The sequence below is a fragment of the Pseudomonas sp. GW821-FHT04D07 genome, from assembly GCF_059420225.1.
In genome coordinates this window covers 568,304-594,230 of record NZ_JBWKTH010000001.1, presented here as the reverse complement: position 1 = coordinate 594,230, position 25,927 = coordinate 568,304, and the positions used below count along the sequence as shown (strand labels likewise).

Here is a 25,927-nt window from a genome sequence, read left to right as displayed (position 1 = left end):
ATCAACAAAATGCAAATTCGTAACGTTTTATTTACGAAATAGAGCAATCCACCCTGCCCTTGGCCGCCTGACCCCGGATGCGCACCGGCCCTCAACGGGTTAACACTAGGGCCATCGCTGCACATAACAAGAACGAATCCCCTAGCAGGAGAGCTGTATGAAGCAGACGCACTACGTGGCTCGCGAGCCTGATGCGCAAGGTTTTATCGACTACCCGGCCGCCGAGCATGCCGTGTGGAATACCCTGATCACTCGTCAACTGAAAGTGCTCGAGGGTCGCGCGTGCCAGGAATACCTGGACGGCATCGACAAACTGGCCCTGCCCCACGACCGGATTCCGCAGCTCAGCGAGATCAACCAGGTGCTTGGCGCCACGACCGGCTGGCAAGTCGCCCGGGTGCCGGCGCTGATTCCATTCCAAACCTTTTTCGAGCTGCTGGCCAACAAGCAGTTTCCGGTGGCGACGTTCATTCGCACCGAAGAAGAACTCGACTACCTGCAAGAACCGGATATTTTCCACGAGATCTTTGGCCACTGCCCGCTGCTGACCAACCCCTGGTTCGCCGAATTCACCCACACCTACGGCAAGCTCGGCCTGCAAGCCAGCAAGGAACAACGGGTATACCTGGCGCGCCTGTACTGGATGACCATCGAGTTCGGCCTGGTGGACACCCCGCAAGGTCGGCGCATCTATGGCGGCGGCATTCTCTCCTCGCCGAAGGAAACCGTGTACAGCCTGTCCAACCAGCCCGAGCATCAGCTGTTCGACCCGCTGGAGGCGATGCGCACGCCTTATCGCATCGACATCCTGCAACCGCTGTACTTCGTCCTGCCGAACCTCAAGCGCTTGTTCGACCTGGCCCACGAAGACATCATGGGCATGGTCGAGCGCGGCATGCAGTTGGGTCTGCACGCACCGAAATTCCCGCCCAAGGCCGCCTGATCCGCGACTTTGCCTGGTACGTGCGGCTTTCTCGAACCGACGTTTTCGAATAACGTATTCGAACGGCGTCCTTGAATAAAAAAACCATTTCAGGAATCCACCATGAACACCTTGAACCAAGCCCACTGCGAAGCCTGCCGTGCCGACGCCCCCCAGGTCAGCGACGAAGAACTGCCGCTGCTGATCAAACAGATTCCGGACTGGAACATCGAAGTGCGGGACGGCATCATGCAACTGGAGAAGGTCTTCCTGTTCAAGAACTTCAAGTTCGCCCTGGCCTTCACCAATGCCGTCGGCGAGATTTCCGAAGCCGAAGGCCATCACCCGGGTCTGCTGACCGAATGGGGCAAAGTCACCGTCACCTGGTGGAGCCATTCGATCAAGGGCCTGCACCGTAACGATTTCATCATGGCGGCACGCACCGACGAGGTCAGCCACGCCGCCGAGGGCCGTAAATAATGCATTTCGACGCCATTGCGCATGTACCCGGCGACCCGATTCTCGGGTTGCTGGAGGCTTATGCCCAGGACCCCAATCCGCGCAAGTTCGACCTGGGCGTTGGCGTCTACAAGGATGCCCAGGGCCTGACCCCGATCCTGCAATCGGTCAAGCTGGCCGAACAGCGGTTGGTGGACGAACAACGGAGCAAGTCCTATATCGGTGGGCATGGCGACCTGTGCTTCGGCAGCCTGCTCAACGAGCTGGTGCTGGGCGCCGACTCACCGCTGATCGCCGCCCAGCGTGTCGGTGCGACCCAGACCCCGGGTGGCACCGGCGCCTTGCGCCTGAGCGCCGACTTCATCGCCCACTGCCTGCCGGGCCGGGGCATCTGGCTCAGCGATCCGACCTGGCCGATCCACGAGACCATCTTCGCCGCCGCCGGCTTGAAGATCAGTCACTACCCTTACGTCGACAGCGACAACCGCCTGAATGTCGAGGGCATGCTCGCCGCCCTGGAACAGGTACCGCAGGGTGACGTGGTGCTGCTGCACGCCTGCTGCCACAACCCGACCGGTTTCGACCTGTCCCACGACGACTGGTACAAGGTGCTGGACATCGTCCGCCGCCGCGAACTGCTGCCGCTGATCGACTTTGCCTACCAGGGCTTCGGCGATGGCGTGGAGCAGGATGCCTGGGCGGCGCGGTTGTTTGCCCGGGAACTGCCGGAAGTGCTGATCACCAGTTCCTGTTCGAAGAATTTCGGCCTGTACCGCGAGCGTACCGGCGCGCTGATCGTCTGCACCGGCGACGCCGAGAAACTGCTGGATGTGCGCAGCCAACTGGCGGCGGTGGCCCGCAACCTGTGGTCCAACCCACCGGATCACGGCGCGGCGGTGGTTACCAGCATTCTCGGCGACCCCGAGTTGAAGAGCCTGTGGGCCGATGAAGTGGAAGCCATGCGTTTGCGTATTGCGCAACTGCGCAGCGGCCTGGTGGAAGCACTGCAGCCCCATGGACTGGCCGAGCGCTTCGCGCATATTGGCGTGCAGCGCGGCATGTTCTCTTACACCGGCCTGTCACCGGCCCAGGTCAAACGTCTGCGCGACGAGCACAGCGTGTATATGGTCAGCTCCGGCCGGGCCAATGTCGCCGGTATCGACGCGACGCGCCTGGATGCGCTGGCGCAGGCGATTGCCGCGGTCTGCAAGGACTAATGTAGGAGCGAGCTTGCTCGCGATGGTAGCCCAGGCGCCGCGAGGCATCAGGCTCTCCGCGTCATCGTTGACGTCCATCGCGAGCAAGCTCGCTCCTACAGTCCTCGCGATCAAACCAGGCTTGCTGAACGCACAAAGCCCCGCGCCACACTCACACGCCCTTCTCGATCAACTGCCCGAACGCCTCGAGCTCGCCCCTCTCCAGGTCCGAGACCAGGATGAAGCGCAGGTGATCGCGTCGCCACGACACCACGTTGTAGCCCCGCAGCGACAGGCTCTCCCGAGCCCGATCAGCCTCGGCCGTCGGCAGGATAAACAGATTGATGGTGTGCTTGGCATGCCGATACGCCAGCGCGGCGGCGGTCTGGTGTTGCAGATAATCCAAACGACCACCCAGCAGCGGATAGCCCTGCGCCGCATAGTCGAAGACCGGTGGCGCAAAGTCGAGCTTGCCGGTAAACCAGGGTTTCACCGTATGCCGGTCGGACGACACCACATCGTTCAAATGCTCGGCCATCAACGAACGCACATGACTGGACACCGCCTCATCCAGCCAGGGTTGCTCGGCGGACGGCGTCACCACGTAGAGCATCAGTGCCAGGCTCAACACCAGGGTTGAAAACACTGGCGCCCACCAGCGCCCCGATAGTGCCCGCAAGCCCTGAATGAAACCGCTGCCCGCCGAGGGACGCGCCGAGACAGCGCTCAACAGGCCCCGGCTCAAGGCCTCGGGTGCGCGGTAATAGGGAGCCTGCATCTTGACGTCGCCGATCAGTTGACGAGTCTGCTCGTGCAGCCGCGCGCACTCGGCGCAACCCGCCAGGTGCCCGGCCACTCGCGCCGCGGTCGCGGCGTCCAGTTCATGGTCAAGATAGCCATGGATCAATTCATTACAGGTCTTGCAGTCGAGGTCATTCATAAGGGTGCAACTTCAGCAGTTCGCGCTTGAGCATCGCGCGTGCCCGGGCCAGCCGTGACATGACGGTGCCCAAGGGAATATCGACGATTTTCGCTATGTCCTTGTAGGGCATGTCTTCCAACTCCTTCAGGACAATCACTTCACGGAACACCGGCGCCAACGCCAGCAATGCCAACCGGACCTGGGCGGCCTGCTGGGCCCGAATGATCTGCGACTCCGGCGTGCACCCATCGGCCAGCGCCGGGTCGTCCTGCAACCACTCTTCGTCGAGGGCCACCCAGCGCGACCCCATCGAGGCCTTGAGCCAGTTGTAGCTTTCATTGCGGACAATGGTCAGGAACCAGGCCTTGGCATTGCCGTCGATGAAACGGTGCTGAAACTTGAACGCCCTGAAGGCACTTTCCTGGACCACATCCTGCGCGGCGCTCTCACTGTCGGTGAGCCAGCGCGCGAGGTTATAGGCCGCATCCAGATGCGGCGCAAACAGCGCCTCGAATCGCTTCATAGTGGCTCCGATACCTTTGTCCCTATAACGGTGAAAGCACTGGTTTTATTCCCGGAAGATTTTTTTTATTTTCCTGGAATAAAGCCCCGCGTCGCCCGGTTTTACAGATGTGAGCTCAATCACTGTAGACCGCCAGCGAGGGCGTTCCCATGGACCTGCACCCAACACCCCACGACAAACGTACCGACGGCCCGCTCGACCCCGACCGCCGGACCCTGCTCAAATGCTCGGCCTGGGCCGGCGCGGGGGTCCTCTGGGCCCTGAGCGGCGGTATTCCGCGGGCCTTTGCCCTGGACCAGAATGGCCAGCCCACCGATCCGGCCGCGCTGGCCGCGAATTTTCACTTCGTGCAAATCAGCGATTCGCATATCGGCTTCAACAAGGAAGCCAACCCCGAACCGGTGAAGACCTTGCAAGTGGCCATCGACAAGGTCATCGCGCTGCCCAAGCGGCCGGCGCTGATCCTCCACACCGGCGATATCACCCACCTCAGCAAGCCGGAGGAATTCGACACCGCCGCGCAACTGCTCAAGGCCCTGCCCGCGACCGTGCACTACGTGCCGGGCGAGCACGATACCCTCGACGAGGGAGGCGGCCAACTCTATCTGCAGCGTTACGGCAAGGGCACCAAGGGTAACGGCTGGTACAGCTTCGACGACCATGGCGTGCACTTCATCGCGCTGGTCAACGTCTTCAACTTCCAGGCCGGCCATGAAGCCAACCTCGGCGCCGAGCAGATCGCCTGGCTGGCCGATGACCTGCGGGCGGTGGCGACGAGCACGCCGATCGTGGTGTTCACCCATATTCCGCTGTGGACCATCTACCAACCCTGGGGCTGGGGCACCGAGGACGGCGACCAGGCCATTGCCCTGCTGCGCAAATACGGTTCGGTGACCGTGCTCAACGGGCATATCCACCAGGTGATCCAGAAGGTCGAAGGCAATATCACCTTTCACACCGCACGCGGTACCGCCTACCCACAACCGGCACCGGGTGCGGCGCCGTCACCGGGGCCGATGACGGTGGCCGCCGATCAGTTGCGTAATTACCTGGGGATCACCGATGTCCGCGCGACACAAGGCGATCACCCGTTGGCATTGATTGACTCGACATTGATTTAGGAGAACAGGTGAATGAAAAGACTTTTGCACGGGCTGGCACTGGTTTGCCTGACGGTCTCGATCCCGGTGTGGGCGCAAGATGTGAAAATCGATATCAAGGAATTCATGTTCGGGCCCAAGGACGTGACGGTCGCGCTCGGTACCAAGGTCACCTGGGTCAACGACGACCAGATCCCCCATACGGTGGCCGAAACCCACAAGCTGTTCCGCTCGGCCGCGCTGGACACCAACGACAGTTTTTCCTATGAGTTCAAGACCGCGGGCACCTATGAGTATTTCTGTGCCCTACATCCGCAGATGATTGGGAAAATCATCGTCACCCCTTGACCGTGTAGGAGTCGACTTGCCGGCGATGGCGTCCGCAAGATCGATGCAAGACTTGCCGGCCTCATCGCCGGCAAGCCGGCTCCTACAGGATTCGCATTCCACGTTGCCAAAGTACCTGCCCTGACGAATGGCAGTCGAACACGGGGCGAAAAAGTCTTTCTGTCATTTTCACTGCTGTATCCTGCCCAGGCTTTTTTAAAAGCGCGGATCTACCCAGCGATTTAAAAAACAGACCTTGCGAGGAGCGACGACGATGCATGAGATACCCAACTTCCCCTTCCCAAGCCTGCACGAGACTGAGCAGAAAAACCCGCCACAAACCGCTGCCCAGCAGCCGGTAAACAACGAGGCCGCAGACAGCCTCAAGGCCGACAGCGAAGACTGAACGCTTGCCCGACCGGTCGCGTGAAAGCCCGTTCCCTGGTGTTTTTCACGCCGCCGGATATATTCGCCCCTCCCGAGCTTTTTTCGATTTAACTCCCCTGCAACCCACCCCACGCCGTTATCATAAGCCTCCTATCTTTCTTCTCCGCGGCAACGGTGGTTCTTGTCCATGTCAGATACACAGCGCCCCCTGGCGGTCACGCTGCAAGTCGTTTCCATTGTCCTGTTTACCTTTATCGGTTACCTGAACATCGGCATTCCCCTGGCCGTGCTGCCGGGCTATGTCCACAGTGACCTGGGCTTCGGCACGGTGATCGCCGGGCTGGTGATCAGCGTCCAGTACCTGGCGACCCTGTTGAGCCGTCCCTACGCCAGTCGGGTCATCGATAACCAGGGCAGCAAGCGCGCGGTGATGATCGGCCTGGCCGGCTGCGGCCTGAGTGGCGTGTTCATGCTGCTGTCGAGTTTCCTGCAAAGCCTGCCGTTGCTGAGCCTGACCAGCCTGTTTATCGGCCGCCTGGTCCTGGGCAGCGCGGAAAGCCTGGTGGGCTCCGGCTCCATCGGCTGGGGCATCGGCCGGGTCGGTGCGGCGAACACCGCCAAGGTAATTTCCTGGAACGGCATCGCCAGCTACGGTGCGCTGGCCATCGGTGCGCCGTTGGGGGTATGGCTGGTCGGTCAGCTCGGCCTGTGGAGCATGGGGGTGAGCATCCTGCTGCTGGCCGCGCTGGGGCTGTTGCTGGCCTGGCCGAAACAGGCGGCACCGATTGTCGCCGGCGAGCGCCTGCCCTTCCTCCATGTGCTCGGCCGCGTGCTGCCGCATGGCACCGGCCTGGCCCTGGGCTCCATCGGCTTCGGCACCATCGCGACCTTTATCACCCTGTATTACGCCACCCAGCACTGGGCCAACGCGGTGCTCTGCCTGAGCCTGTTCGGCGCCAGTTTTATCGGTGCGCGACTGCTGTTCGGCAACCTGATCAATCGGCTCGGCGGCTTTCGCGTGGCGATCGCCTGCCTGTCGGTGGAAACCCTGGGGCTGCTGCTGTTGTGGCTGGCGCCGGACGCCCACTGGGCATTGGCCGGGGCGGCGTTGAGCGGGTTCGGTTTCTCGCTGGTGTTCCCGGCGCTGGGGGTGGAGGCGGTGAACCTGGTGCCCGCCTCCAGCCGCGGTGCGGCGGTGGGTGCCTACTCGTTGTTCATCGACCTGTCGCTGGGCATTACCGGGCCCTTGGCCGGGGCAATTGCGGCGGGCCTGGGCTTTGCCTCGATTTTCCTGTTCGCCGCCCTGGCGTCGTTTTCCGGGTTGCTGCTGAGTCTTTATCTCTACCGGCAGGCACCGAAACAGCGAGCGGCACGCGACAAGACCTGAGAACTGCTCGTAATCTCAAGAACGCCATAACCCCTGTAGGAGCCAGCTTGCTGGCGATGAGGCCCTTGAGGCTTGCATTGATCATCCGGCCGCCATCGCCAGCAAGCTGGGCTCCTACAAGGAACGTGACAGGATCTAGAAATCGATCTTGCCGCGTCCGGCCTTGATCGCACCGCGCTGGGACTTGCCTTCCAGACGGCGCTTCTTCGAGCCGAGGGTCGGCTTGGTCGGGCGGCGTTTCTTCTCCACCTTGGTGGCACTGAGGATCAGCTCGACCAGGCGCTCCAGGGCATCGCTGCGGTTCTGCTCCTGCGTCCGGTATTGCTGGGCCTTGATCACGATCACCCCTTCGCTGGTGATGCGACTGTCGCGCAGGGCCAGCAGGCGCTCCTTGTAGAACGGCGGCAGGGACGAAGCCGGAATATCGAAACGCAGGTGCACCGCGCTGGAGACCTTGTTGACATTCTGCCCACCCGCGCCTTGGGCGCGAATGGCCGTCCACTCGATCTCGGCATCGGGCAGATGCACATTGTTGGAAATCACCAGCATTTGAAAAGCGTCCGACATCAGGGTGTTCAGGATACCTGATCTGCACTGCGGCGAGCCGGTTCGCCCACGCCCCAACCGTGCAGAAACAACAGACCCGGCGGCCGCCGGGTCTGTTCTTGCAACGGATATGAAACCTACTTCACCGCCAGCAGCGCCTGCTGGGTACTGCGCCGATTCTTGATGCCGTAGCAGACCCACATGAACGCCACCCAAACCGGAATCGCGTACACCGAGACCTGGATGCCCGGAATCAGCAGCATGACGCCAAGGATGAACACCACGAACGCCAGGCACACATAGTTGCCATAGGGGTACCACAGGGCCTTGAACAGCGGGCGCTGTTGGGTCCGATCCATGTGCTGGCGGAACTTGAAGTGCGAGTAGCTGATCATCGCCCAGTTGATCACCAGGGTCGCCACCACCAGGGACATCAGCAATTCCAGGGCCTGTTGCGGCATCAGGTAGTTCATCAGCACCGCGATAAAGGTCACCAACGCCGACGCCAGGATCGAGCGCACCGGCACGCCGCGTTTGTCGATCTTGGCCAGCGCCTTCGGCGCATCGCCCTGCTCGGCCATGCCCAGCAGCATGCGGCTGTTGCAGTAGGTGCCGCTGTTGTACACCGACAGCGCCGCCGTCAGCACCACGAAGTTGAGGATATGCGCCGCGGTGTTGCTACCGAGCATCGAGAACACCTGGACGAACGGGCTGCCGCTGTAGGCGTCGCCCGAGGCGTTGAGCGTGCTCAGCAGGCTGTCCCAAGGGGTCAGCGACAACAGGATCACCAGGGCGCCGATGTAGAAAATCAGGATCCGGTAGATCACCTGGTTGATCGCCTTGGGAATCACGGTTTTCGGCTTGTCAGCTTCAGCGGCGGTAAAACCGAGCATTTCCAGGCCACCGAAGGAAAACATGATGATCGCCATGGCCATCACCAGGCCACTGACGCCATTGGGGAAGAACCCGCCGTGTTCCCACAGGTTGCTGACCGAGGCCTGCGGACCGCCGTGGCCGCTGACCAGCAGGTAGCTGCCCAGGGCAATCATGCCGACGATTGCCACCACCTTGATAATCGCGAACCAGAATTCCGCCTCGCCGAAGACCTTGACGTTGGCCAGGTTGATTACATTGATCAAGACGAAGAACGCCGCCGCCGAGACCCAGGTCGGCACATCGGGCCACCAGTAGTGAATGTACTTGCCGACCGCGGTCAGCTCCGACATGCCCACCAGGATGTAGAGGATCCAGCAGTTCCAGCCCGACAGAAAGCCGGCGAAACCGCCCCAGTACTTGTGGGCAAAGTGGCTGAACGAGCCGGCAACCGGTTCCTCGACGATCATTTCGCCCAACTGGCGCATGATCATGAAGGCGATAAAACCGCAGATGGCGTAGCCGAGGATCATCGACGGACCGGCGGATTTCAGCACCCCGGCCGAGCCCAGAAACAGGCCGGTACCGATGGCGCCACCGAGGGCGATCAATTGGATATGACGATTTTTCAGGCCGCGTTTAAGCTCGCCCGAAGCAAGGGGTGTATCAGGGGTCATGCGTCACCTGTTTGTTTTTATCTGTGACGAAATCGAACCCATCGCGCTTGTGACGCGATGGAGTGAACAAGGCGGGTAGCCTTGAGTGCATGGGCCTTCGGGGCATCGCAAGGCCACCGTCGAAAGCCACAAAAATGCGCGGGTACGCAGTTGAGTCACAGGTAAAACGCCGCGCATTGTACACCGCCAGACCGCCACTGGCAGGCATCCGCGCATCTCACCGTCCCTGGCGCGGGAGGACAAGGGGCGTTTTCGCGACAAAGAAAAATCCTATAGAGCCTCTCGGCAACTATTCCTTACGCCAGCGCAAACCTGGTGTTTATAGGCGCCTTTGCTGTCCAGGTCGTCAGATTTTCCTGACAAACTGTCACGTTTTCTTGCCAATAAAGCCGTGCGCAGCCCTGTTCGAAAATGGACAGACGGCCTGTTTAGCTCGGGCTTTGGCAGGTGAACTCGCCCGCCACCCAGCCCTGGAAGGACTCGACCATCAGCCGGTAGACCTAAGGGGTCGTGGCACATGGGAGCGGGGTTTTGAGCAGTGTCGGCCAGAGCCTGGCCCAATCACTTTCATGGCTCATTCCCGGCACGATTTGGCGCTGCGCGCAGACACCGGCCGTGGCGCTGACAAAACGTTGCGCGATCACATCGGGAACGACGCTGTCATCGGCACCGCTGAAATGTAGCTGCGGGATAGACGCGACCTGGCGCGCAACGTCGATGGCATTGAGCGACTCCGGCATCGCCGACACGTGATGCAGGCGATTGACTTCGGCATGATCAAGGTTGCCGGCCACGGTACGCAACGAGGCGACATCGCTACGCCTGGCCGCAATCAATACCGCCAGGGCACCACCACCGGAGTAACCAATCAGCTGGATACGCTGCCCCGGTACTTGGGCGGCATAGTGCGTCACGGCCTGGTTCATGGCCACGACCACTTCCTCGGCAAAGCGCTTTCGGGTCCAGTAGGCTTTATCACAGCGCGGGTTGAGCGCCAGCGGCGTGAATTGACAGGGGCGTGCCAGGTACACGACGTTGGCCGCCGGGTCCGCCGCCGCCAACGCCAGGCCCTCGGCCTGATGCGGTGTCGGATTTTCCGACGGGACGGTACGCGAGCGCCAGGCCATGCCGTCGCCCTCGATATACACGCTCAGAGGCAAGTCAGGTCGGGTTATCCGGAAGAAACTGGTCAGCAAGAACCCCTCGGCCTTGAACTCTCCATGCTGCAAGTGACCGCTCTGCGCCATGGCGTCGGCATGCCGGTTCGGATCGGCGCAGCCTGCGAGCATTGCCGCCATCAGGCACACACTGACAAACACGGCCGACCGCGGCCAGCGCGCACTTGAATCCCTCATGACGCAGTCATTCCCAGCGCCGCCAGCAGCGGCCCAAGTTGTTCGGCATGCGCGCGCCAGCGACCTTTCGAGGTTTTGTAGAGGGGCTGGCGCACCTGATTGACGCTCGCGGTACGCACCACACGTTGGGTCTTGTGGAAATCCAGGCAGGCCTCGTCCCAGGGCAGGTCAATGAAGTCGATCAAGCGCTTCGCCTGTCCTTCCAGATCGTCAACCACCGCTTCGTAGTCCACTTCAATAAAGGATTCAGCGGGTAGCCATTGGCGCCAGTGAGCCATCAGGGCTTGGTAGTCACGATAGAAATGCCCCAATTCGCTCTGGTCGTAGCTGAACAGCTGCTCACCGCTGAATTGCTTGCTGTAACAGGACAGGCAGGTATCAACCGGGTCGCGACGACAGTGAATGATCCGTGCGCCGGGCAGGATCAACGGAATCAGGCCGGCATAGATAAAGTTGGCCGGCATCTTGTCGACCAGGCGATCCCGACCGTCGGCCAGGGGCTTGATACGCTGAAGATAGTCATGACCGATCCTGGCCAGGTCCTGCGCTGAGCAGTTGAGCAGGCTTTGCGGGAAAGCCCCCTGGTTTTCCACCGCCAGGCGTAACGACGAGAGCTCGCCCGCGCCTTGCACTTGCGGATGGGAGGCCAGGATCTGCTCGACCAGGGTGGTGCCGGAGCGCGGCATGCCGACGATGAAGACTGGCAGCGACGATGCCACGCCCTGCCCTTGGTGCGCAGTCTGAAAAGACTGGCTGAAGACCTCGGCGATGCGCTGCATCCACTGCTGCGTGGCGTGGGAGTCAAAGCTGAAGGTAGAACGCTTGAGTCGGTTTGCCTGATCCAGATGATGGAAGGCTTGCACGGAATCACCCGTGTCGAGATACGCCTTGCTCAGGGCGAAGTGGGCCCCCAGCTTATCGGCCAGTGACAGGCCCTCCCCGCGCACCAGCCCGGCCTCCATGAGCGCGATATCGGCATCGTCGGCCTTGAAGGTTTTGCTGTCCGAGCGACCGGTCAGCGCCCGGATCGACCCCGGAAAGGCCCTCAATACCTGTTCAAAGGCCACCGCGGCCTCTTCCTTGCGACCCACTTCCAGGAGCAGTACGGCCCGCGCAATCAGTGCTTCTTCGGTCACCGAGCCGGGTAATGACGCCGCCTGGTCGAAATGCGCCAGGGCCTGATCGTGCAGACCGACGGCCTGTAGCGCATTGCCCATGGCGTTGTGGACACTGGCGTCGTTGGGCGCCAATGCCAGCGCTTGCCGGGCGCAGTTCAGGGCCTCGTCGAGGAGTCCGCCCTTTTTCAAGACCTCGGCGCGCGCGGTAAGACCGCCGACATGCTGGGGGGCGAAGCTGTGCAGGGTATTCAACCAGTGCAACGCATCGCCGTGGTGCAAGCGCTGCGTTTCGGCTTCGGCGATATTCAGGTACGCATCGATCAGCCGGGGGTTGAGTTCGATGGCCCGTCGTCCGGCCGCCACCGCATCGTCGAAATGCCCTTGTGAACTCAGCAAGAAAGACAGGTTGCTGTATACCTCGGCGTAATTCGGGTCGAGGGTCAACGCCTGTTTGTAATGCCACTCGGCACGGTCCGGTCGATCCAGGCGGCGATAGGTATTGGCCAGATTGTTGTGGGCTTGTGGCGCCTCGGGGCGCAGGGTCACGACGCGTGTCAAACATTCGAGGCTGTCGTTCAGCTTGCCGCTTTCCTGCAGGATGATCCCCAGGTTGCTCCAGGCATCCACCAGCGCGGGATCCAGCGCAACGGCCTGGCGACCGGCCTGTTCGGCCTCGACCAGCAGGCCTTGTTGTCGGCACATTTCGGCCAGGTTACTGAAGTAGACCGCGGGTGCGCTCTGTATCAGGCAGGCCTGGCGCAGGTAGCTGATGGCCAACTGCGGCCGCCCCGTGGCGTGAGCAATCAGCCCGAGCAAATGCAGGGCATCGCTCGATTGTGGCCATTTCGCCACGATGCGCTGACACAGTTGCTCGGCCTGCTGTGCCTGACCCGCGTTCCAGTGTTGATGGGCCAACGTCATGGCTTCGGCAAACGTCAGTTGTGGGGTACCGGAGTCTGTCGGTGTACCGCTCATACGGAACCTTATAAATAGAGAGTGGAAACTGTTGTGCAACGGGTTTTGGTTCCTATCCGCTGCCGACCGAAAGATAAACGCCCATTGTTCATCACTGAACAATGGGCGTTATCCGATCAGCACAATTTAACGGATCAGAAGGTCCAGCGCACCTGCACATCACCGGTATTGGCGGTGTAACCACTCGCCGCCTCCAGGGTGTACTTCGCCGACAGGCTGAGGTTTTCGCTGCGCAGCAGGGTCACGCCCAGTGCCAACACCCCGGTGTCGGCGACCGGTTTCGCCCCCGCGCTGGTGAAGCTGGTGGCGCCCGAGGTATCGGCGGCGTAGTTGGCGACCGATTGCAGGCCGTTGTCGTGGTACTCATGCCGCCAGGTCAGTTGCGCCGAAGGCACTACGCTGCCGTAGGACGTGGCGAAGGAACGTTCCAGCTTGGCGCCGAGGTCGCTTTTCAGCGAGTTGGAATTGCTGGCGTCCAGGTGCAGCGCCGCGCCATTGCCGCCGCTTTCGGTGTAGCTGTCCTGGCGCAAGGTGCTGTAGGTCAAGCCGGCAATCGGTGTCAGGATGACGTTGGCCATCGAGGCGCCGAGGTCGATCGGGTAGCCGGCTTGTGCCGAGGCAATGTACTGCATGCCATCGTGTTGGCCTTTAGCCGCGCCATTGAAACCGCTGAAGCTGATTTCACGCTGGGTATCGTACTGATGCTGGATGGCACCCAGCGACAGGTCCAGGTACCACGGCTGGCCCTGGTAGCTGGCATAACCGAACAGGCCGTAGGACTTCACGTCGGCGGAACTGCCGCTGTTGTCGCCGTCGTTGTTCACCGTGGTCTTGGTGTAGCTGAACAGGCCGCCGGCGCGCCAGCTGTCGTTGAGCGCGGCATCGGCGCCCAGCAGGAAGCCGCTGTAGCGGGCGTGGTAGCCGGCAATATCGTCGCGCTCGCCCAGGCGCGAACTGCCACCGAAGGCCTGACCCCAGAGCCCGGTGTTGCGGGCGCTTTCACCGGTGGCCACACCGCTGCCGGCGCTGTCGTTCTGTGCGGTGCGCAACCCATCGAGGTGCGCCGCGGCGACATTGAGGACTTGCACGGTGGAGGCGGTGGACGCCTGGGTGGCGGCGCTGCTGTTCGCGGTCGGGCTCAACTGGGCCCCGGCGTGGTTGCCGGCGGCCGAAGAGTCGAGGGCCGCGGCGGCGTTGAACAGGTTCATCAGACCGGCATCGACACCGCTGTAATTGAACAGCCCGGTCAGGGGGGCGTTGCTGTTGGCGCTGGAGGCCTGATTGATCGGCGTGGACCCTGAAGAAGCCGTCCCCAACGTCACCAACAAGTCGGCATTGGCACCATCGGCCACACTGGTGCCTGCTGCGTTAAAACCCGCAACCGTGTAGTGCAGGCTGTCGGCGTTGTAGTTCGTCCCCGTGGAATTGGCTTGAATCACCACGTAGCGTTGGCCTTGGGCAAAACCATAGCTGCCCAGCGTCTTCAGGCCGATCGTGGAACCCGAAGCGACGTTCGCGCTGCCGGACACCACCAGGCGCCCGTAGCCGCTGTCGGTCGCGACATTACCGGTGGTCACGGCATTGTTGGCCACGCCGAAGATCAGGCTGGCGTCGCTGCCCTGGGTGTAGTTGCCGTTGATAAGGATAGTGTTATTGACCTGCAGCGTGGCCGCCAGGTTAGACACCGTATGGGTAGGGTCACCCGCAACGTTGATGTTGTCATTGAGCAACAGGTTGCCAGAGCCGAATACCAGGTTCGAGAAACTACTGGTGATCTGACCAATGTTGCTGGCGCTCACCCCCCCGACGCCGGCGCCGGTCAGGATGCCGAACACCGAGCCTGTACCGCCATTGATCGTCAGGCTCTGTGTGGCGTCATTGCGGATCGCGCCGGCGATGGTCCCGGAGTTGGTAATAGTGCCCAGGGTCCCGGTTGAAATGTTGTAAAGGGCGAATTGATTACCCGTGATGGTGCCGCTGTTATTCAGTGTCCCGATGCTGCCGGAGTTGTAAATACCAACGTTGCCACCAGAGATACTACCGCCAGTCTCATTGTTCAGCGAGGTGATGGTACCGTAGTTACCAATACCATTGTAGCCACTGGAGATACTGCCGCTGTTGCTCAGTGTCCCGATTCTGCCGCTAGGGGTGTTGCCAATGGCAGAGGAGCTACCAGCGACAATGGTGCCGCGGTTGCTGAGCGTCCCGATGCTGCCGGAGTTGCGAATAACAGTGCTGCCGGCTGAGATAGTGCCGCCAGTGTTATTGTTCAGCGAGGTGATGGTACCGGTGTTGTTAATGCCAACACTGCCGCCAGAGATAGTGCCGCTGTTGCTCAGCGTCCCGATGCTGCCAGAGTTGAGAACCCCGTTACTGTTGCCATGGAGGGTGGTCCCCACCGGGTTGTCCAGTGTAGGGATCGTACTGCTGTTGTTAATACCATCCGAAGGAACAACGGCACTGACCTGGCCCGCGGCCAATGCCGACCCAATGGCGATGGCCAGGACCGTCAAGCGGCCAGGTGTGCGAAAGGGTGAGTGTTTGAACGAGTGCATGTGATGTTTCCCCCGGTTGTAAGGAACGGGTCGTTGCGACTTTCGGGATCAACCATGCGAACCGCACGTCCTCCTGAATCACGACCTGACTGGCAGCTTTTTAGGCTCTAGGTTTTTTGCTGGCATTTTGCCAGGCGTTACCGGAAGCACTTGACCGTGCGTCTCAGTTTTTGAACTTTTTTTGAACCTGAGAGCCGCGTTGCGCTAACGTGTGGCGATTGAGGTCTTGGCGGAAAGGATTGGATGGATAGCACCACGATCAAAAAGCCTTATGGTGGTCCATTGCCTGCTCTCGAACTCCAGCACCATCACTTCAATGTCAGTGGTGAGTCAGTCCCTCGGCAGTTGCTGGCCTGGCGGGAGCGGGTCAGTCATGTCATCGACGTGCTGCCTTCATTGGCACAAGTCGAACTGCCGTTCCAGGGGGCCATCGATCGATACGATTTCGGCCCTGCACGCTTCACCAACTGCCTCAGCGACAGCCTGCTGCTCGATCGGTCAGTGGCGCGTATCTCCACGGATACCCAGCGCGATTATGTCTTTCAGGTATTCACCACGGGCGGGATCGACTCCGTTGGGAGGGGCGGTCTGTCATGCGGTCGAAAGCATTCGACCGCCAGTATTTTTGCCATCGATCTGAATCAGCCGATACGCATGCAACGTAGCGCTTGCCAGGTGCTGACCTTGGTCGTGCCCCGGCCGGTTGTGGATGCAGTCTTCCCCCATGCGGAAGCCATCCACGGCAGAGCGTTTGAAAACAGCGGGCCCTTGATGCAGTTGTTCATCGAGCAGGTGCTGGCGTTTTCCAGAAACCTTCCCAGGCTAAGTGCACGTGAAGCGGACAGCACCTTCAATGTAAGTGTGCAACTGCTGCTCGCCGCGCTTGGCAAACAGACCAAACTCAGCGGCAATGCACGTGCCGCGGTGCGCGCGGCCATGTTCGACAAAACCCGACGTTATGTTCAGGCCAACCTCCATCGAGACTCACTATCCCCCGAAAGCGTGTTGAAAGCCTTGCAATTACCCCGCCCTACGCTCTATCGCCTGTTCGAACATGAGGGAGGACTCGGCGCCTATATCCGCAATCGCCGGCTGCGCGAGGCGGCCGATGAGCTGGTCAAATTCCCCAACCTGCCGGTGCTGGATATCGCTTATGGACTGGGTTTCAAAAGCGCTTCGGACTTTAGCCGAGCCTTTCGTCGGATCTACGAAATGGCCCCCCAGGATCTGCGGTTCATCGCGGCGCAGCGTCTGCACAATAGTTCGCGGACCTGATCGAACGTAATCGTTGAAGGCTGTCTGGAAACAGGATCAGTGCAAACAGACTGATACACATGACCGCCAACAGATACCAGGCAGGCGCCATTGGATTGCCGGTCACGCCGATCATCCAGGTCACGATAAAGGGGCAAAAGCCGCCAAAAATCAGGGTTCCCAGGCTGTAGATCGTCGAAATGGAAGTCGCCCGATAATGACGCGGAAAGGCTTCCAACATCATCACCGTGGTGGCGGCGTTGCTACACAGCAACAGCAGCGAATAGCCACCGATGAGCAGCAATGAGAGTGGCTCGCCAATCCCTGTCGTCAATAGCAGGAAAACCGGGTAAACCAGCACAATGCTGCTGATCATCGTCAAATACTGGATCGGCTTGCGCAGGCGCTGCCGGTCGGCGATGCGGGCCAGCAGTGGCACGCCGATGAAAACCAGGGTACTCGACAAGCAGGCGGATAGCAGGCTGACGGTCGCCGGCATATGCAGTGTGCCGACCAGATAGATGGGCATGTAAAACACCAGTATATAAATGCCCGCTGTCGGTGTTGCCATCAACAGGATGCCTAGCCAGAACGGCCGCGAGTACCGTACCAGGAGTGTCTTCATAGCCGGGCGACGGGGCTTTTTCATCGCCGCGTCAGGCATTTGCCGACGGAGGTACCAGCCGACCGGTCCGATCAACAGCCCGACAACAAACGGAATGCGCCAGCCCCACTGGAACAATGCCTCGGGGCTCAGCAGCAGCGTGGTAAAGGCACCGACCAGAGCCCCTGCCAGCGCGGCGGCAGCCTGGCTCGCCGCACGCCAGCTGACCCCATAACAACGATTCTTCCGCGCGGTCAGCTCCATCAGCACCACCGAGGAAACACCAATCTCGCCACCCACCGCGAACCCCTGCAGCAGCCGCGCGGCGACGATCAGTAGCGTGGCCGCTGGCCCTATAACGCTATAGGGCGGCGCAAATACCATCAGCGCGGTGCCCAGCGTCATCAACGCAATCGAGCAGGTCAGGCCCGCCTTGCGCCCTTTGCGATCGGCCAGTTGCCCCATGAACAACGCGCCGATCGGACGCATCGCGAATCCGGCACCGAAGGTGAGCAATGACAGCAACAGCGATGCAAATGCGCTGTCGGAAGGAAAAAACAACTTACCGATGGCTACAGCCGAAAAGCTGTAGACCGTGAAATCATAAGTCGCCAAGCCATTACCGATAGCGGCGGCGAGGGCCACGCGCTTGTTGTGCGCACGGGTCTGTGCTGACAACTCAATCAATGACGCTGGAGCCTGTGGAGAGACTGCGGAATTTTGCATTTTCCCTGCCCTTGGACAGCATTGAACATCAGAAAATGCTCACTTCAGCCTCCTTGCCATGAACATACGTGCGGGTGTATGGCGATTGTCCGGGTGATGCCGGTCTTCCCTTGCGAATCAGCTACCGATGCAGCCTGGATACCCGGACGGAAAATAAATGTCAAATTGACATCACCGCCAAAAAAACAAAGCCCCATGACCTCGGTTGGTCATGGGGCTGCGGGCATGCTGGCGATAAGGCCCGTGAGTCTTGCATCGCCTGATCGGCCGCCATCGCCGGCAAGCCGGCGCCTACAAAGGTTGCGGCGTTTCAGGCGTGCGCTTTACTCAGGCTTGCGCCGCCCGAACCCCGGACGCTGGCCGGAACCGGCCGGTGCGCCACGGCGCTTGCCCGACGGCGCGTCCTTGTCCAGCACCAGGCTTGGGCGCCTGGACTTGGGGGCCGGCTTGGCCGGACGCTTGGTGTCCGCCGGGCGATCCGCCACTGGCGTACCACGTGTCGACTCACCACGACCACTCGCCGGACGCGGGGCACGCGGTGCGCGCTCGCCGTCCTGACGCGGTGCCGGCTTGCGTGCTGGACGCTCGCCTTCGATCCGCGGCTCGCGCTCGCTGCGTTCGGCAGGTGCGCCAGCGGCCGGACGCAGGGTCCGCACACGCTCGCCCTTGCCCACCGGACGGGAGGACTTGCGCTGCATACGTTCCAGCTTGTCCTTGCTCTTGGCATTGAGCTGCGGCATGGCAACCGGCGTCAGGCCGACCTCGGCACTGAGGACATCCACCTCGTACTGGGTCATTTCACGCCAGCGGCCCATCGGCAGGTCGGAATTGAGGAACACCGGACCGAAACGCACGCGCTTCAGACGGCTGACCACCAAGCCCTGGGATTCCCACAGGCGACGCACTTCGCGGTTACGGCCTTCCATCACCACACAGTGGTACCAGTGGTTGAAACCCTCACCGCCAGGTGCTTCCTGGATATCGGTGAACTTCGCCGGGCCGTCTTCGAGCATCACGCCGGCCTTGAGCCGGGCAATCATCTCTTCATCCACTTCGCCACGGACACGTACCGCGTACTCGCGGTCCATTTCGTAGGACGGGTGCATCAGGCGGTTGGCCAGCTCACCGTCGGTGGTGAACATCAGCAGGCCGGTGGTATTGATGTCCAGGCGGCCGATATTGATCCAGCGGCCTTCTTTCGGACGCGGCAGCTTGTCGAACACGGTCGGACGGCCTTCCGGGTCGTCACGGGTGCAGATTTCGCCGTCGGGTTTGTTGTACATGATCACGCGGCGAACCGATTCGGACGCCTCTTCGCGCTTGATCACCTTGCCATCGATGGTGATGGCGTCATGCATGTCGACGCGCTGGCCGAGGGTGGCGTCTTTGCCGTTGACCTTGATTCGGCCTTTGCTGATCCAGCCTTCCACGTCGCGGCGCGAGCCGACGCCGATACGGGCGAGGACCTTCTGCAGTTTTTCGCCTGCTGGGCCGATTTCCTGGTCGTCTTTCTGGTTGATATCACTCATCTGGGCACCTCCCGGTGTGTCGATTCAGGCCTTGGCCTGAAGAAATTGAATCTGTTGCCTGGGCGAAGGGATCGCCGCGGGGGCGCGAATCATACGCCGATGTCGGCCATTATGCACTCACCGGATCAATCATCGAGCAGACGGCGTTCCTGTTCGATCGCCTCGGCCAGGGCCAGGGCCTCGGCTTCTTCATCCGTCAGTTGCGGCCGGCCAGCGGCCTTGTCCAGGGCCGCGACCGCCGCGAGCAACTGTTCCCGGGCCTGCTGGGCGCCGACGCGATCCGCCTCCTCGGGGGCTGCGGGCTCTTCGACTATTTCCGCCTCTGCTTCCAGCGCTGCGTCGGCCTCAACTACCTCGTCGGCCTCAACCGCCACACCGGGCTCCACAGGCTCAACCTCTTCAAGCCCAGGTTGCCGAGGCAACAACTCGCCCGCTGGCACCATCGCGCCATCGCGAAGCAAATCATCGAAGTCCGTCTTGATCCCTTCTTCCATGGAGTCCAGCTCCAGCAACAGGGTATGGAAACTGGTCTCCTCCTTCGGCGCCTCGGCACCCTCCGGATCAATACTGGCATCGGCCAGGGCCTGCAGGCTCGCGGGTACCGGCGCGTCCTCGACATCGAGCATCGGCTCGGGCTCCAGCTCCCGCAATTCGGCCAGCGGCGGCAGGTCATCGAGGTTCTTCAGGTTGAAGTGATCGAGAAACGCCTTGGTGGTGGCGAACATCGCCGGTTTGCCCGGCACCTCGCGGTAACCAACGACCCGAATCCACTCGCGTTCCAACAAGGTCTTGACGATCTGACTGTTGACCGCCACACCACGCACATCTTCGATCTCACCGCGGGTAATCGGCTGACGATAGGCAATCAGCGCCAGGGTTTCGAGCATCGCCCGGGAATAACGCTGCGGACGCTCTTCCCACAGCCGCCCGACCCAGGGGGCGAATTTCTCGCGCACCTGCAGGCGATAGCCGGAGGCTACCTCGCGCAGTTCGAACGCCCGGCCTTCGCAGGATTTGGCAAGGATCGTCAGGGCTTTCTTGAAGACCGGCGGCTCGGGTCGCTCGCCCTCCTCGAACAGCTCGAACAGCCGCTCCAGGGATTGCGGCTTTCCCGAGGCCAACAGAAAGGCTTCAAGCAGCGGGGCAAGCTCGCGGGGTTCACTCAGGTTCATGGATTGTGCTCGTTATTCAGCGCGCGCCCGCACATGGATCGCCGTAAAGGGTTCATTCTGCACCAGTTCGACCAGGGATTCCTTGACCAGCTCAAGAATCGCCATAAAGGTCACCACCACCCCCAGCCGTCCTTCCTCGGCGGTAAACAGCTCGACAAAGGGCACGAAGCCGCCGCCCTTGAGGCGCTCCAGCACATCACTCATGCGCTCGCGCGTCGACAGCTGCTCGCGACTGACCTGGTGGCTTTCGAACAGGTCGCCACGGCGCAGGACTTCGGCCATGGACATCAACACCTCTTCCAGGCTCACCTCCGGCAACAGCTTGCGTGCCCGGGCCTCGGGGGCATCGAGCTTGGGCACCAGCACATCGCGGCCGACCCGGGGCAAGGTGTCGAGGCCCTCGGCGGCGCTCTTGAAGCGTTCATACTCCTGCAGGCGACGGATCAGTTCGGCCCGTGGGTCGTCCTCTTCCGCCTCGATTTCAGCCGAACGCGGCAGCAGCATCCGCGACTTGATCTCGGCCAGCATCGCCGCCATCACCAGGTACTCGGCTGCCAGCTCCAGGCGCACCGACTTCATCAGTTCGACATAGCCCATGTACTGGCGGGTGATTTCCGCCACCGGGATGTCGAGGATATCGATGTTCTGCTTGCGGATCAGGTAGAGCAGCAAGTCCAGCGGGCCTTCGAAGGCTTCGAGGAAGACTTCCAGGGCGTCCGGCGGAATATACAGGTCCAGCGGCATCTCGGTGACCGCCTGGCCATAGACCAGGGCGAACGGCAATTCCTGCTGGGCATCGGCCTGGCTGTCGACGATTTCCACGGCGGACATTCAGGCCTCGACCATGAACGGCGCGGGATCGCCACAGCCGACACGGACCACTTCCGGCTCACCATCAGCCAGGTTGATCACGGTCGACGCCTTGATCCCGCCGAAACCGCCGTCGATTATCAGGTCGACCTGATGCTCGAGCAACTGGCGGATCTCATAGGGATCGATCATCGGATCGGTCTCGCCGGGCATGATCAGGCTGACGCTCATCAGCGGCTCGCCCAGCTCTTCGAGCAGCGCCAGGGCAATCGGATGGCTGGGGATACGCAGGCCGATGGTGCGCTTTTTCGGGTGCAGCAACAGCCGCGGGACTTCCCGGGTGGCATTCAGGATAAAGGTGTAGGGCCCCGGCGTATGGGCCTTGAGCAGGCGAAACAGGCCGGTATCGACCTTGGCGAACAGCCCCAGTTGCGAGAGATCGCTGCAGATCAACGCAAAGTTGTGCTTATCGTCCAACTGCCGCAAACGGCGCACCCGCTCGACCGCATTCTTGTCGCCGATCTGGCAACCAATGGCATAGGACGAATCGGTGGGATAGATCACCACCCCACCCTTGCGAATGATTTCCACCGCCTGTTTGATCAGGCGCGCCTGCGGGTTTTCCGGATGAATCTGGAAAAATTGACTCACATTTTCTACCTGTTCAGACGACGGCAGTAGGTTGCTCATGTTTGAAGCGACACCAGAGTGGCGGCAGATCTTCAGGAACCGGGCGGTATTCACCGATTTCGGACCAGCCTCCAGGACCATGGAAATCACTGCCGGCACTGACCAGCAGCCCGAACTCACGGGCAAGGATCGCCAGACTGCCTACCTGCTCGGCGGGTTGATGCCCATTGACCACCTCGATAGCGTGGCCACCTGCTTGAATATAGTCCGCAATCAACTTGCGGCGCTTGCTGCGGGTGAAATCGTAGTGCCATGGATGGGCCAGGCTGACCCAGGCGCCTGACTCGCGCAGGGTTCCGACGGTGTCTTCCAGGGTCGGCCAGTGCAGCTTGACATCCCCCAGCTTGCCCGCGCCCAGCCACTTGCGAAAGGCTTCGGCGCGATCCTTGACGAAACCTTCGCGCACCAGGAAATCGGCGAAGTGCGGACGCGCCGGGGCATTGCCACTATCGCCCAGCGCCTGCTGGATCGCCCGTGCGCCTTCCAGCGCGCCGGGCATGCCCTTGAGCGCCAGCTTGCGGCTGATTTCCTCGGAACGCAGCCAGCGGCCCTCGTGCAAGCGGGCGATGGCCTCGACCAGTGCCGGTGCGTTGACGTCGAAGCCGTAGCCCAGCACGTGGATGGTCGCGCCGCCCCAGGTACAGGACAACTCGACGCCGTTGACCAGCCGCATGCCCAGCGCCTGCGCCGTCGTACGGGCTTCGGCCAGGCCTTCGAGGGTGTCGTGATCGGTCAGGGCCAGGACCCGCACGCCTCTCTCGTGCGCACGGGCAACCAGGACCGCGGGCGCAAGGGCGCCGTCGGAGGCCGTGCTATGGCAGTGCAGATCGATTTCCACGGGAATTGAATAACCTCTAGGCGGCGCTTTCGCTGGCAATGATGTTTGTTATTATGCCGTCACATCCTGCTTCTGGCTGCCACTGTGAAACAATTCATCGATTTCATCCCGCTCTTCCTGTTCTTCATCGTCTACAAAATCGAACCGAGGGTGATGGAGATCGCCGGCCACAGCCTGACCGTGGGCGGTATCTACAGTGCCACGGCGATGCTGATCATCAGTTCCCTGGTGGTCTACGGCACCCTGTTCATTACCCAACGCAAACTGGAGAAGAGCCAGTGGCTGACCCTGATCGCCTGCCTGGTCTTCGGCAGCCTGACCCTGGCCTTCCACAGCGAAACCTTCCTCAAGTGGAAAGCCCCGGTGGTCAACTGGCTGTTCGCCCTGGCGTTTGCCGGCAGCCACTTCATCGGTGACCGCCTGCTGATCAAGCGCATCATGGGCCACGCCCTGAGCCTGCCCGAGCCGATCTGGACTCGCCTGAATCTGGCCTGGATCGTGTTTTTCCTGTTCTGCGGCGGTGCCAACCTGTTCGTCGCGTTCACCTTCCAGCAGTACTGGGTCGACTTCAAGGTGTTCGGCAGCCTGGGCATGACCCTGCTGTTCCTGGTCGGCCAGGGCATCTACCTGTCCCGCCACCTGCACGACAGCGACCCGACCATCCCGAAAACCGAGGACTGACATGCTCTACGCGATCATCGCCACCGACGTCGAAAACTCCCTGGACAAACGCCTGGCCGTGCGTCCGGCGCACCTGGAGCGGCTGCATCAGTTGCAGGCGCAAGGACGCCTGGTCCTGGCCGGCCCGCACCCGGCCGTGGACAGCAACGACCCAGGCGCCGCCGGTTTCAGCGGCAGCCTGATCGTCGCCGAATTCGACAGCCTGAGCGCGGCCCAAGCCTGGGCCGAGGCGGATCCGTTCGCCACCACCGGGGTCTACGCCCACGTGTTGGTCAAGCCGTTCAAGCAAGTCCTGCCATAAATTTCTCTCCTCGCGATGAACCTTCAGGGTTCATCGCGGCCCAATCGCTCATTATTCTCGTTCAGCAGCCGACAACCTGCCCAATGCCGATTGGAATCAGGAGTTTGCGATGCGCCAAGGTCCGTTGTTGCTGCTAGTGGTCATCTTGTCGATAGGGGCCGCCGCCCACGCCGAAGAGAGTCAGGGTTCGAGTAACTCCACACCCCTGTCCTTGAGTGCCGGTAGCCAGATCACCGATTTGCAGCAACGCTTGAAAGAAAGCGAGCGACAGCGAGAAGAGTTGAGCCAACAATTGCAGAGTGCCGACGCGATGCGCGAAAGTGCCCAGCTGAGCCGCCTGCGCCAGGAAAACCAGCGCCTGATGCTGCAACTCAAGGAAGCCCAGGCCAGTGCCGGCCCACGCCTGCTGACCGATCAGCAGCAATGGTTTGTCACCGGTGCGGGAGTTGCACTCCTGGCCCTGCTCTGCGGTATCTTCGCCAGTGGCGGACGTAGACAACGTCGGCAATGGCTGAATTGAGCAGGCCATTAGCGATCCGTAATCGAGAGAGTCATGAGCGACCTGTTACTGATAGACGATGACCAGGAGTTGTGTGAACTCCTGACCAGTTGGTTGAGCCAGGAAGGCTTCCAGGTACGCGCCTGCCACGATGGCCAGAGCGCGCGCAGGGCTCTGGCGGACAGCGCCCCGGCCGCCGTGGTGCTGGACGTGATGCTGCCCGATGGCAGTGGCCTGGAACTGCTCAAGCAGTTGCGCAACGATCACCCTGAGTTGCCGGTGGTGATGCTCTCGGCCCGTGGCGAGCCGCTGGATCGCATCCTCGGCCTGGAACTGGGCGCCGACGACTATCTGGCCAAGCCCTGCGACCCCCGGGAACTGACCGCGCGCCTGCGCGCCGTGCTGCGCCGCAGCCACCCCGCCGCGACCCCGAGCCAGATGGAGCTGGGCGACCTGTGCTTCAGCCCGGTGCGGGGCGTGGTCACCATCGACCAGCAGGACTTCACCCTTACCGTCTCCGAAAGCCGCCTGCTCGAAGCCCTGCTGCAGCAACCCGGCGAGCCCCTGGACAAACAGGAATTGGCGCAGATCGCCTTGGGCCGCAAGCTGACCTTGTACGATCGCAGCCTGGACATGCACGTGAGCAACCTGCGCAAGAAAATCGGCCCGCACCCGGACGGGCGCCCGCGCATCGTCGCCCTGCGCAGCCGCGGTTACTACTACAGCCTGTAAACCCCTACCACCCCGCCTTTGACCACAGACTGTAGGAGCGAGCTTGCTCGCGATAGACGTCAACGATAACGCTGGGCACCTGATTCCCCGCGGTGCCCTGACGACCATCGCAAGCAATCGAGCGTCGACCGGCTGCTCCTACAAGAGTCGGCGTTGCGAGTCAGGCAAGTGTCAACCCGCGACAAAAACGTCTTTACTCAAGCTTTACCCTCCGCTGACCGCCGCTGACCTTGAACTCCTTAATCTGTACTCATCCGGACTGACCGGAATCGAGACAAGGAGAAACACCATGCGCAAGACCCTGATCGCCCTGATGTTCGCTGCCGCACTCCCTACCGTGGCCATGGCCATGCCTGAAGGCAGTGGCCCGATGGGCGGCCCGGAATACGGCCAGCATCATGGCAAAGGTGGCTTCCAAAAACTGGACCTGACCAAGGAACAGCGCCAGCAGATCCGTAAACTGGTGGGTGAACAACGCCATGATCGCAAGGCAATCGCCATCAAGTATCTGGAAAAGCTCTCGCCTGCCGACAAGGCTGCCTTCAAAGGCGAACTGGATGCCGCTCACCAGAAGACCCAAGGCCAGATCCGTGCCTTGCTGACGCCTGAACAGCAGAAGACCTTCGACGAGATGCAGAAAAAGCAGGCCGAGCGCCGTGCCGAATGGACCGAATTCAAAGCCTGGAAGGCGCAGCAACCGCAAAAAGCGCAATAATCCGCTTATGCTCCAGCCCGACGGCCAACGCCGCCGGGCTTTCTTCGTTTGTAC

Annotated in this window: 26 protein-coding genes; 13 read left to right on the top strand and 13 right to left on the bottom strand. The window is 61.5% G+C overall.

What is annotated here, in order from left to right; genetic code table 11:
• The first annotated feature begins 157 nt into the window (after window positions 1-157).
• From phhA to AC07T0_RS02810, 3 genes are all read left to right on the top strand, one after another.
• Complete coding sequence (gene phhA, locus AC07T0_RS02820; protein ID WP_494999753.1) at window positions 158-943, top strand: phenylalanine 4-monooxygenase; 786 nt, start codon at window positions 158-160, stop codon at window positions 941-943.
• A gap of 102 nt (window positions 944-1,045) precedes the next feature.
• The gene (locus AC07T0_RS02815; RefSeq protein WP_100938979.1) at window positions 1,046-1,402 is read left to right on the top strand and encodes a 4a-hydroxytetrahydrobiopterin dehydratase; all 357 of its coding nucleotides are present in this window, start codon (window positions 1,046-1,048) and stop codon (window positions 1,400-1,402) included.
• Window positions 1,402-2,598, top strand: coding sequence for an amino acid aminotransferase (locus AC07T0_RS02810; RefSeq protein WP_494999752.1), 1,197 nt, complete (start codon window positions 1,402-1,404; stop codon window positions 2,596-2,598). The genes AC07T0_RS02815 and AC07T0_RS02810 overlap by 1 nt, the downstream gene beginning before the upstream one ends.
• A 151-nt stretch (window positions 2,599-2,749) precedes the next feature.
• Here AC07T0_RS02810 and AC07T0_RS02805 read toward each other — a convergent pair whose 3' ends face one another.
• Entirely contained in the window at window positions 2,750-3,517 is a 768-nt protein-coding gene (locus AC07T0_RS02805) for an anti-sigma factor family protein (RefSeq protein ID WP_494999751.1), read from the bottom strand.
• Window positions 3,510-4,022, bottom strand: coding sequence for a sigma-70 family RNA polymerase sigma factor (locus AC07T0_RS02800; RefSeq protein WP_494999750.1), 513 nt, complete (start codon window positions 4,020-4,022; stop codon window positions 3,510-3,512). The genes AC07T0_RS02805 and AC07T0_RS02800 overlap by 8 nt, the downstream gene beginning before the upstream one ends.
• A gap of 149 nt (window positions 4,023-4,171) precedes the next feature.
• Here AC07T0_RS02800 and AC07T0_RS02795 point away from each other — a divergent pair, with 149 nt between their 5' ends.
• The 4 genes from AC07T0_RS02795 (at window position 4,172) to AC07T0_RS02780 (ending at window position 7,223) form a co-directional block, all read left to right on the top strand.
• Window positions 4,172-5,143: a metallophosphoesterase family protein gene (locus AC07T0_RS02795; protein WP_494999749.1), complete on the top strand. Its 972-nt coding sequence runs from the start codon at window positions 4,172-4,174 to the stop codon at window positions 5,141-5,143.
• 12 nt (window positions 5,144-5,155) lie between these two features.
• Window positions 5,156-5,470: a cupredoxin domain-containing protein gene (locus tag AC07T0_RS02790; RefSeq protein ID WP_494999748.1), complete on the top strand. Its 315-nt coding sequence runs from the start codon at window positions 5,156-5,158 to the stop codon at window positions 5,468-5,470.
• A gap of 253 nt (window positions 5,471-5,723) precedes the next feature.
• Window positions 5,724-5,855: a hypothetical protein gene (locus AC07T0_RS02785; protein ID WP_494999747.1), complete on the top strand. Its 132-nt coding sequence runs from the start codon at window positions 5,724-5,726 to the stop codon at window positions 5,853-5,855.
• A gap of 168 nt (window positions 5,856-6,023) precedes the next feature.
• Window positions 6,024-7,223 (top strand): MFS transporter, encoded by a 1,200-nt coding sequence (locus AC07T0_RS02780; RefSeq protein ID WP_494999746.1) that lies wholly within the window; start codon window positions 6,024-6,026, stop codon window positions 7,221-7,223.
• Between the two features lie 135 nt (window positions 7,224-7,358).
• On the opposite strand, the gene arfB is transcribed toward AC07T0_RS02780, so the two are convergent.
• The 5 genes from arfB to AC07T0_RS02755 all read right to left on the bottom strand — a co-directional run bounded on the left by arfB (window position 7,359) and on the right by AC07T0_RS02755 (window position 15,322).
• Window positions 7,359-7,772, bottom strand: a complete 414-nt coding sequence (gene arfB / locus AC07T0_RS02775) for an alternative ribosome rescue aminoacyl-tRNA hydrolase ArfB (RefSeq protein WP_191488724.1) — start codon at window positions 7,770-7,772, stop codon at window positions 7,359-7,361.
• Between the two features lie 134 nt (window positions 7,773-7,906).
• Entirely contained in the window at window positions 7,907-9,319 is a 1,413-nt protein-coding gene (locus tag AC07T0_RS02770; RefSeq protein WP_494999745.1) for an amino acid permease, read from the bottom strand.
• Between the two features lie 500 nt (window positions 9,320-9,819).
• The gene (locus AC07T0_RS02765) at window positions 9,820-10,674 is read right to left on the bottom strand and encodes an alpha/beta hydrolase family protein (RefSeq protein ID WP_494999744.1); all 855 of its coding nucleotides are present in this window, start codon (window positions 10,672-10,674) and stop codon (window positions 9,820-9,822) included.
• Window positions 10,671-12,767: a tetratricopeptide repeat-containing sulfotransferase family protein gene (locus AC07T0_RS02760; protein WP_494999743.1), complete on the bottom strand. Its 2,097-nt coding sequence runs from the start codon at window positions 12,765-12,767 to the stop codon at window positions 10,671-10,673. The genes AC07T0_RS02765 and AC07T0_RS02760 overlap by 4 nt, the downstream gene beginning before the upstream one ends.
• 134 nt (window positions 12,768-12,901) lie before the next feature.
• On the bottom strand, window positions 12,902-15,322 hold the full coding sequence (locus AC07T0_RS02755; protein ID WP_494999742.1) for an autotransporter outer membrane beta-barrel domain-containing protein: 2,421 nt from the start codon (window positions 15,320-15,322) through the stop codon (window positions 12,902-12,904).
• Between the two features lie 243 nt (window positions 15,323-15,565).
• Between AC07T0_RS02755 and AC07T0_RS02750 the strand changes: the two genes are divergently transcribed.
• The gene (locus AC07T0_RS02750) at window positions 15,566-16,597 is read left to right on the top strand and encodes a helix-turn-helix domain-containing protein (RefSeq protein ID WP_494999741.1); all 1,032 of its coding nucleotides are present in this window, start codon (window positions 15,566-15,568) and stop codon (window positions 16,595-16,597) included.
• Here AC07T0_RS02750 and AC07T0_RS02745 read toward each other — a convergent pair.
• The 6 genes from AC07T0_RS02745 to AC07T0_RS02720 all read right to left on the bottom strand — a co-directional run bounded on the left by AC07T0_RS02745 (window position 16,557) and on the right by AC07T0_RS02720 (window position 22,945).
• A complete protein-coding gene (locus AC07T0_RS02745; RefSeq protein ID WP_494999740.1) occupies window positions 16,557-17,906 on the bottom strand; it encodes an MFS transporter in 1,350 nt (449 codons plus the stop codon). The two genes, AC07T0_RS02750 and AC07T0_RS02745, sit on opposite strands and share 41 nt — an antisense overlap.
• A 323-nt stretch (window positions 17,907-18,229) precedes the next feature.
• Window positions 18,230-19,435 (bottom strand): 23S rRNA pseudouridine(2605) synthase RluB, encoded by a 1,206-nt coding sequence (gene rluB, locus AC07T0_RS02740; protein WP_494999739.1) that lies wholly within the window; start codon window positions 19,433-19,435, stop codon window positions 18,230-18,232.
• A 125-nt stretch (window positions 19,436-19,560) separates the two neighbouring features.
• Window positions 19,561-20,607, bottom strand: coding sequence for an SMC-Scp complex subunit ScpB (gene scpB / locus AC07T0_RS02735; protein ID WP_494999738.1), 1,047 nt, complete (start codon window positions 20,605-20,607; stop codon window positions 19,561-19,563).
• 12 nt (window positions 20,608-20,619) lie between these two features.
• A complete protein-coding gene (locus AC07T0_RS02730) occupies window positions 20,620-21,438 on the bottom strand; it encodes a segregation and condensation protein A (protein WP_494999737.1) in 819 nt (272 codons plus the stop codon).
• Window positions 21,439-22,068: an L-threonylcarbamoyladenylate synthase gene (locus AC07T0_RS02725; protein ID WP_494999736.1), complete on the bottom strand. Its 630-nt coding sequence runs from the start codon at window positions 22,066-22,068 to the stop codon at window positions 21,439-21,441.
• A 13-nt stretch (window positions 22,069-22,081) separates the two neighbouring features.
• Window positions 22,082-22,945: a PHP domain-containing protein gene (locus AC07T0_RS02720; RefSeq protein ID WP_494999735.1), complete on the bottom strand. Its 864-nt coding sequence runs from the start codon at window positions 22,943-22,945 to the stop codon at window positions 22,082-22,084.
• An 84-nt stretch (window positions 22,946-23,029) separates the two neighbouring features.
• Between AC07T0_RS02720 and AC07T0_RS02715 the strand changes: the two genes are divergently transcribed.
• The 5 genes from AC07T0_RS02715 (at window position 23,030) to AC07T0_RS02695 (ending at window position 25,873) form a co-directional block, all read left to right on the top strand.
• Window positions 23,030-23,626, top strand: a complete 597-nt coding sequence (locus AC07T0_RS02715) for a septation protein A (protein WP_248800514.1) — start codon at window positions 23,030-23,032, stop codon at window positions 23,624-23,626.
• Window position 23,627: 1 nt separating this feature from the next.
• Window positions 23,628-23,927 carry a YciI family protein gene (locus AC07T0_RS02710; protein WP_494999734.1) on the top strand — a complete coding sequence of 100 codons (300 nt, stop codon included), beginning with the start codon at window positions 23,628-23,630 and terminating at the stop codon, window positions 23,925-23,927.
• Window positions 23,928-24,036: 109 nt separating this feature from the next.
• Window positions 24,037-24,447 (top strand): SH3 domain-containing protein, encoded by a 411-nt coding sequence (locus tag AC07T0_RS02705; RefSeq protein WP_494999733.1) that lies wholly within the window; start codon window positions 24,037-24,039, stop codon window positions 24,445-24,447.
• A gap of 33 nt (window positions 24,448-24,480) precedes the next feature.
• Window positions 24,481-25,158 (top strand): response regulator transcription factor, encoded by a 678-nt coding sequence (locus AC07T0_RS02700; RefSeq protein WP_494999732.1) that lies wholly within the window; start codon window positions 24,481-24,483, stop codon window positions 25,156-25,158.
• Between the two features lie 289 nt (window positions 25,159-25,447).
• Window positions 25,448-25,873 (top strand): Spy/CpxP family protein refolding chaperone, encoded by a 426-nt coding sequence (locus AC07T0_RS02695; RefSeq protein WP_494999731.1) that lies wholly within the window; start codon window positions 25,448-25,450, stop codon window positions 25,871-25,873.
• Window positions 25,874-25,927: the final 54 nt, after the last annotated feature.

What these genes read in the sequence shown, in the direction of transcription:
- phhA (WP_494999753.1), top strand. Translation starts at nt 158, where the DNA reads ATGAAGCAGACGCACTACGTGGCTCGCGAGCCTGATGCGCAAGGTTTT.
- AC07T0_RS02815 (WP_100938979.1), top strand. Translation starts at nt 1,046, where the DNA reads ATGAACACCTTGAACCAAGCCCACTGCGAAGCCTGCCGTGCCGACGCC.
- AC07T0_RS02810 (WP_494999752.1), top strand. Translation starts at nt 1,402, where the DNA reads ATGCATTTCGACGCCATTGCGCATGTACCCGGCGACCCGATTCTCGGG.
- AC07T0_RS02805 (WP_494999751.1), bottom strand. Translation starts at nt 3,517, where the DNA reads ATGAATGACCTCGACTGCAAGACCTGTAATGAATTGATCCATGGCTAT.
- AC07T0_RS02800 (WP_494999750.1), bottom strand. Translation starts at nt 4,022, where the DNA reads ATGAAGCGATTCGAGGCGCTGTTTGCGCCGCATCTGGATGCGGCCTAT.
- AC07T0_RS02795 (WP_494999749.1), top strand. Translation starts at nt 4,172, where the DNA reads ATGGACCTGCACCCAACACCCCACGACAAACGTACCGACGGCCCGCTC.
- AC07T0_RS02790 (WP_494999748.1), top strand. Translation starts at nt 5,156, where the DNA reads ATGAAAAGACTTTTGCACGGGCTGGCACTGGTTTGCCTGACGGTCTCG.
- AC07T0_RS02785 (WP_494999747.1), top strand. Translation starts at nt 5,724, where the DNA reads ATGCATGAGATACCCAACTTCCCCTTCCCAAGCCTGCACGAGACTGAG.
- AC07T0_RS02780 (WP_494999746.1), top strand. Translation starts at nt 6,024, where the DNA reads ATGTCAGATACACAGCGCCCCCTGGCGGTCACGCTGCAAGTCGTTTCC.
- arfB (WP_191488724.1), bottom strand. Translation starts at nt 7,772, where the DNA reads ATGCTGGTGATTTCCAACAATGTGCATCTGCCCGATGCCGAGATCGAG.
- AC07T0_RS02770 (WP_494999745.1), bottom strand. Translation starts at nt 9,319, where the DNA reads ATGACCCCTGATACACCCCTTGCTTCGGGCGAGCTTAAACGCGGCCTG.
- AC07T0_RS02765 (WP_494999744.1), bottom strand. Translation starts at nt 10,674, where the DNA reads ATGAGGGATTCAAGTGCGCGCTGGCCGCGGTCGGCCGTGTTTGTCAGT.
- AC07T0_RS02760 (WP_494999743.1), bottom strand. Translation starts at nt 12,767, where the DNA reads ATGAGCGGTACACCGACAGACTCCGGTACCCCACAACTGACGTTTGCC.
- AC07T0_RS02755 (WP_494999742.1), bottom strand. Translation starts at nt 15,322, where the DNA reads ATGCACTCGTTCAAACACTCACCCTTTCGCACACCTGGCCGCTTGACG.
- AC07T0_RS02750 (WP_494999741.1), top strand. Translation starts at nt 15,566, where the DNA reads ATGGATAGCACCACGATCAAAAAGCCTTATGGTGGTCCATTGCCTGCT.
- AC07T0_RS02745 (WP_494999740.1), bottom strand. Translation starts at nt 17,906, where the DNA reads ATGCAAAATTCCGCAGTCTCTCCACAGGCTCCAGCGTCATTGATTGAG.
- rluB (WP_494999739.1), bottom strand. Translation starts at nt 19,435, where the DNA reads ATGAGTGATATCAACCAGAAAGACGACCAGGAAATCGGCCCAGCAGGC.
- scpB (WP_494999738.1), bottom strand. Translation starts at nt 20,607, where the DNA reads ATGAACCTGAGTGAACCCCGCGAGCTTGCCCCGCTGCTTGAAGCCTTT.
- AC07T0_RS02730 (WP_494999737.1), bottom strand. Translation starts at nt 21,438, where the DNA reads ATGTCCGCCGTGGAAATCGTCGACAGCCAGGCCGATGCCCAGCAGGAA.
- AC07T0_RS02710 (WP_494999734.1), top strand. Translation starts at nt 23,628, where the DNA reads ATGCTCTACGCGATCATCGCCACCGACGTCGAAAACTCCCTGGACAAA.
- AC07T0_RS02705 (WP_494999733.1), top strand. Translation starts at nt 24,037, where the DNA reads ATGCGCCAAGGTCCGTTGTTGCTGCTAGTGGTCATCTTGTCGATAGGG.
- AC07T0_RS02700 (WP_494999732.1), top strand. Translation starts at nt 24,481, where the DNA reads ATGAGCGACCTGTTACTGATAGACGATGACCAGGAGTTGTGTGAACTC.
- AC07T0_RS02695 (WP_494999731.1), top strand. Translation starts at nt 25,448, where the DNA reads ATGCGCAAGACCCTGATCGCCCTGATGTTCGCTGCCGCACTCCCTACC.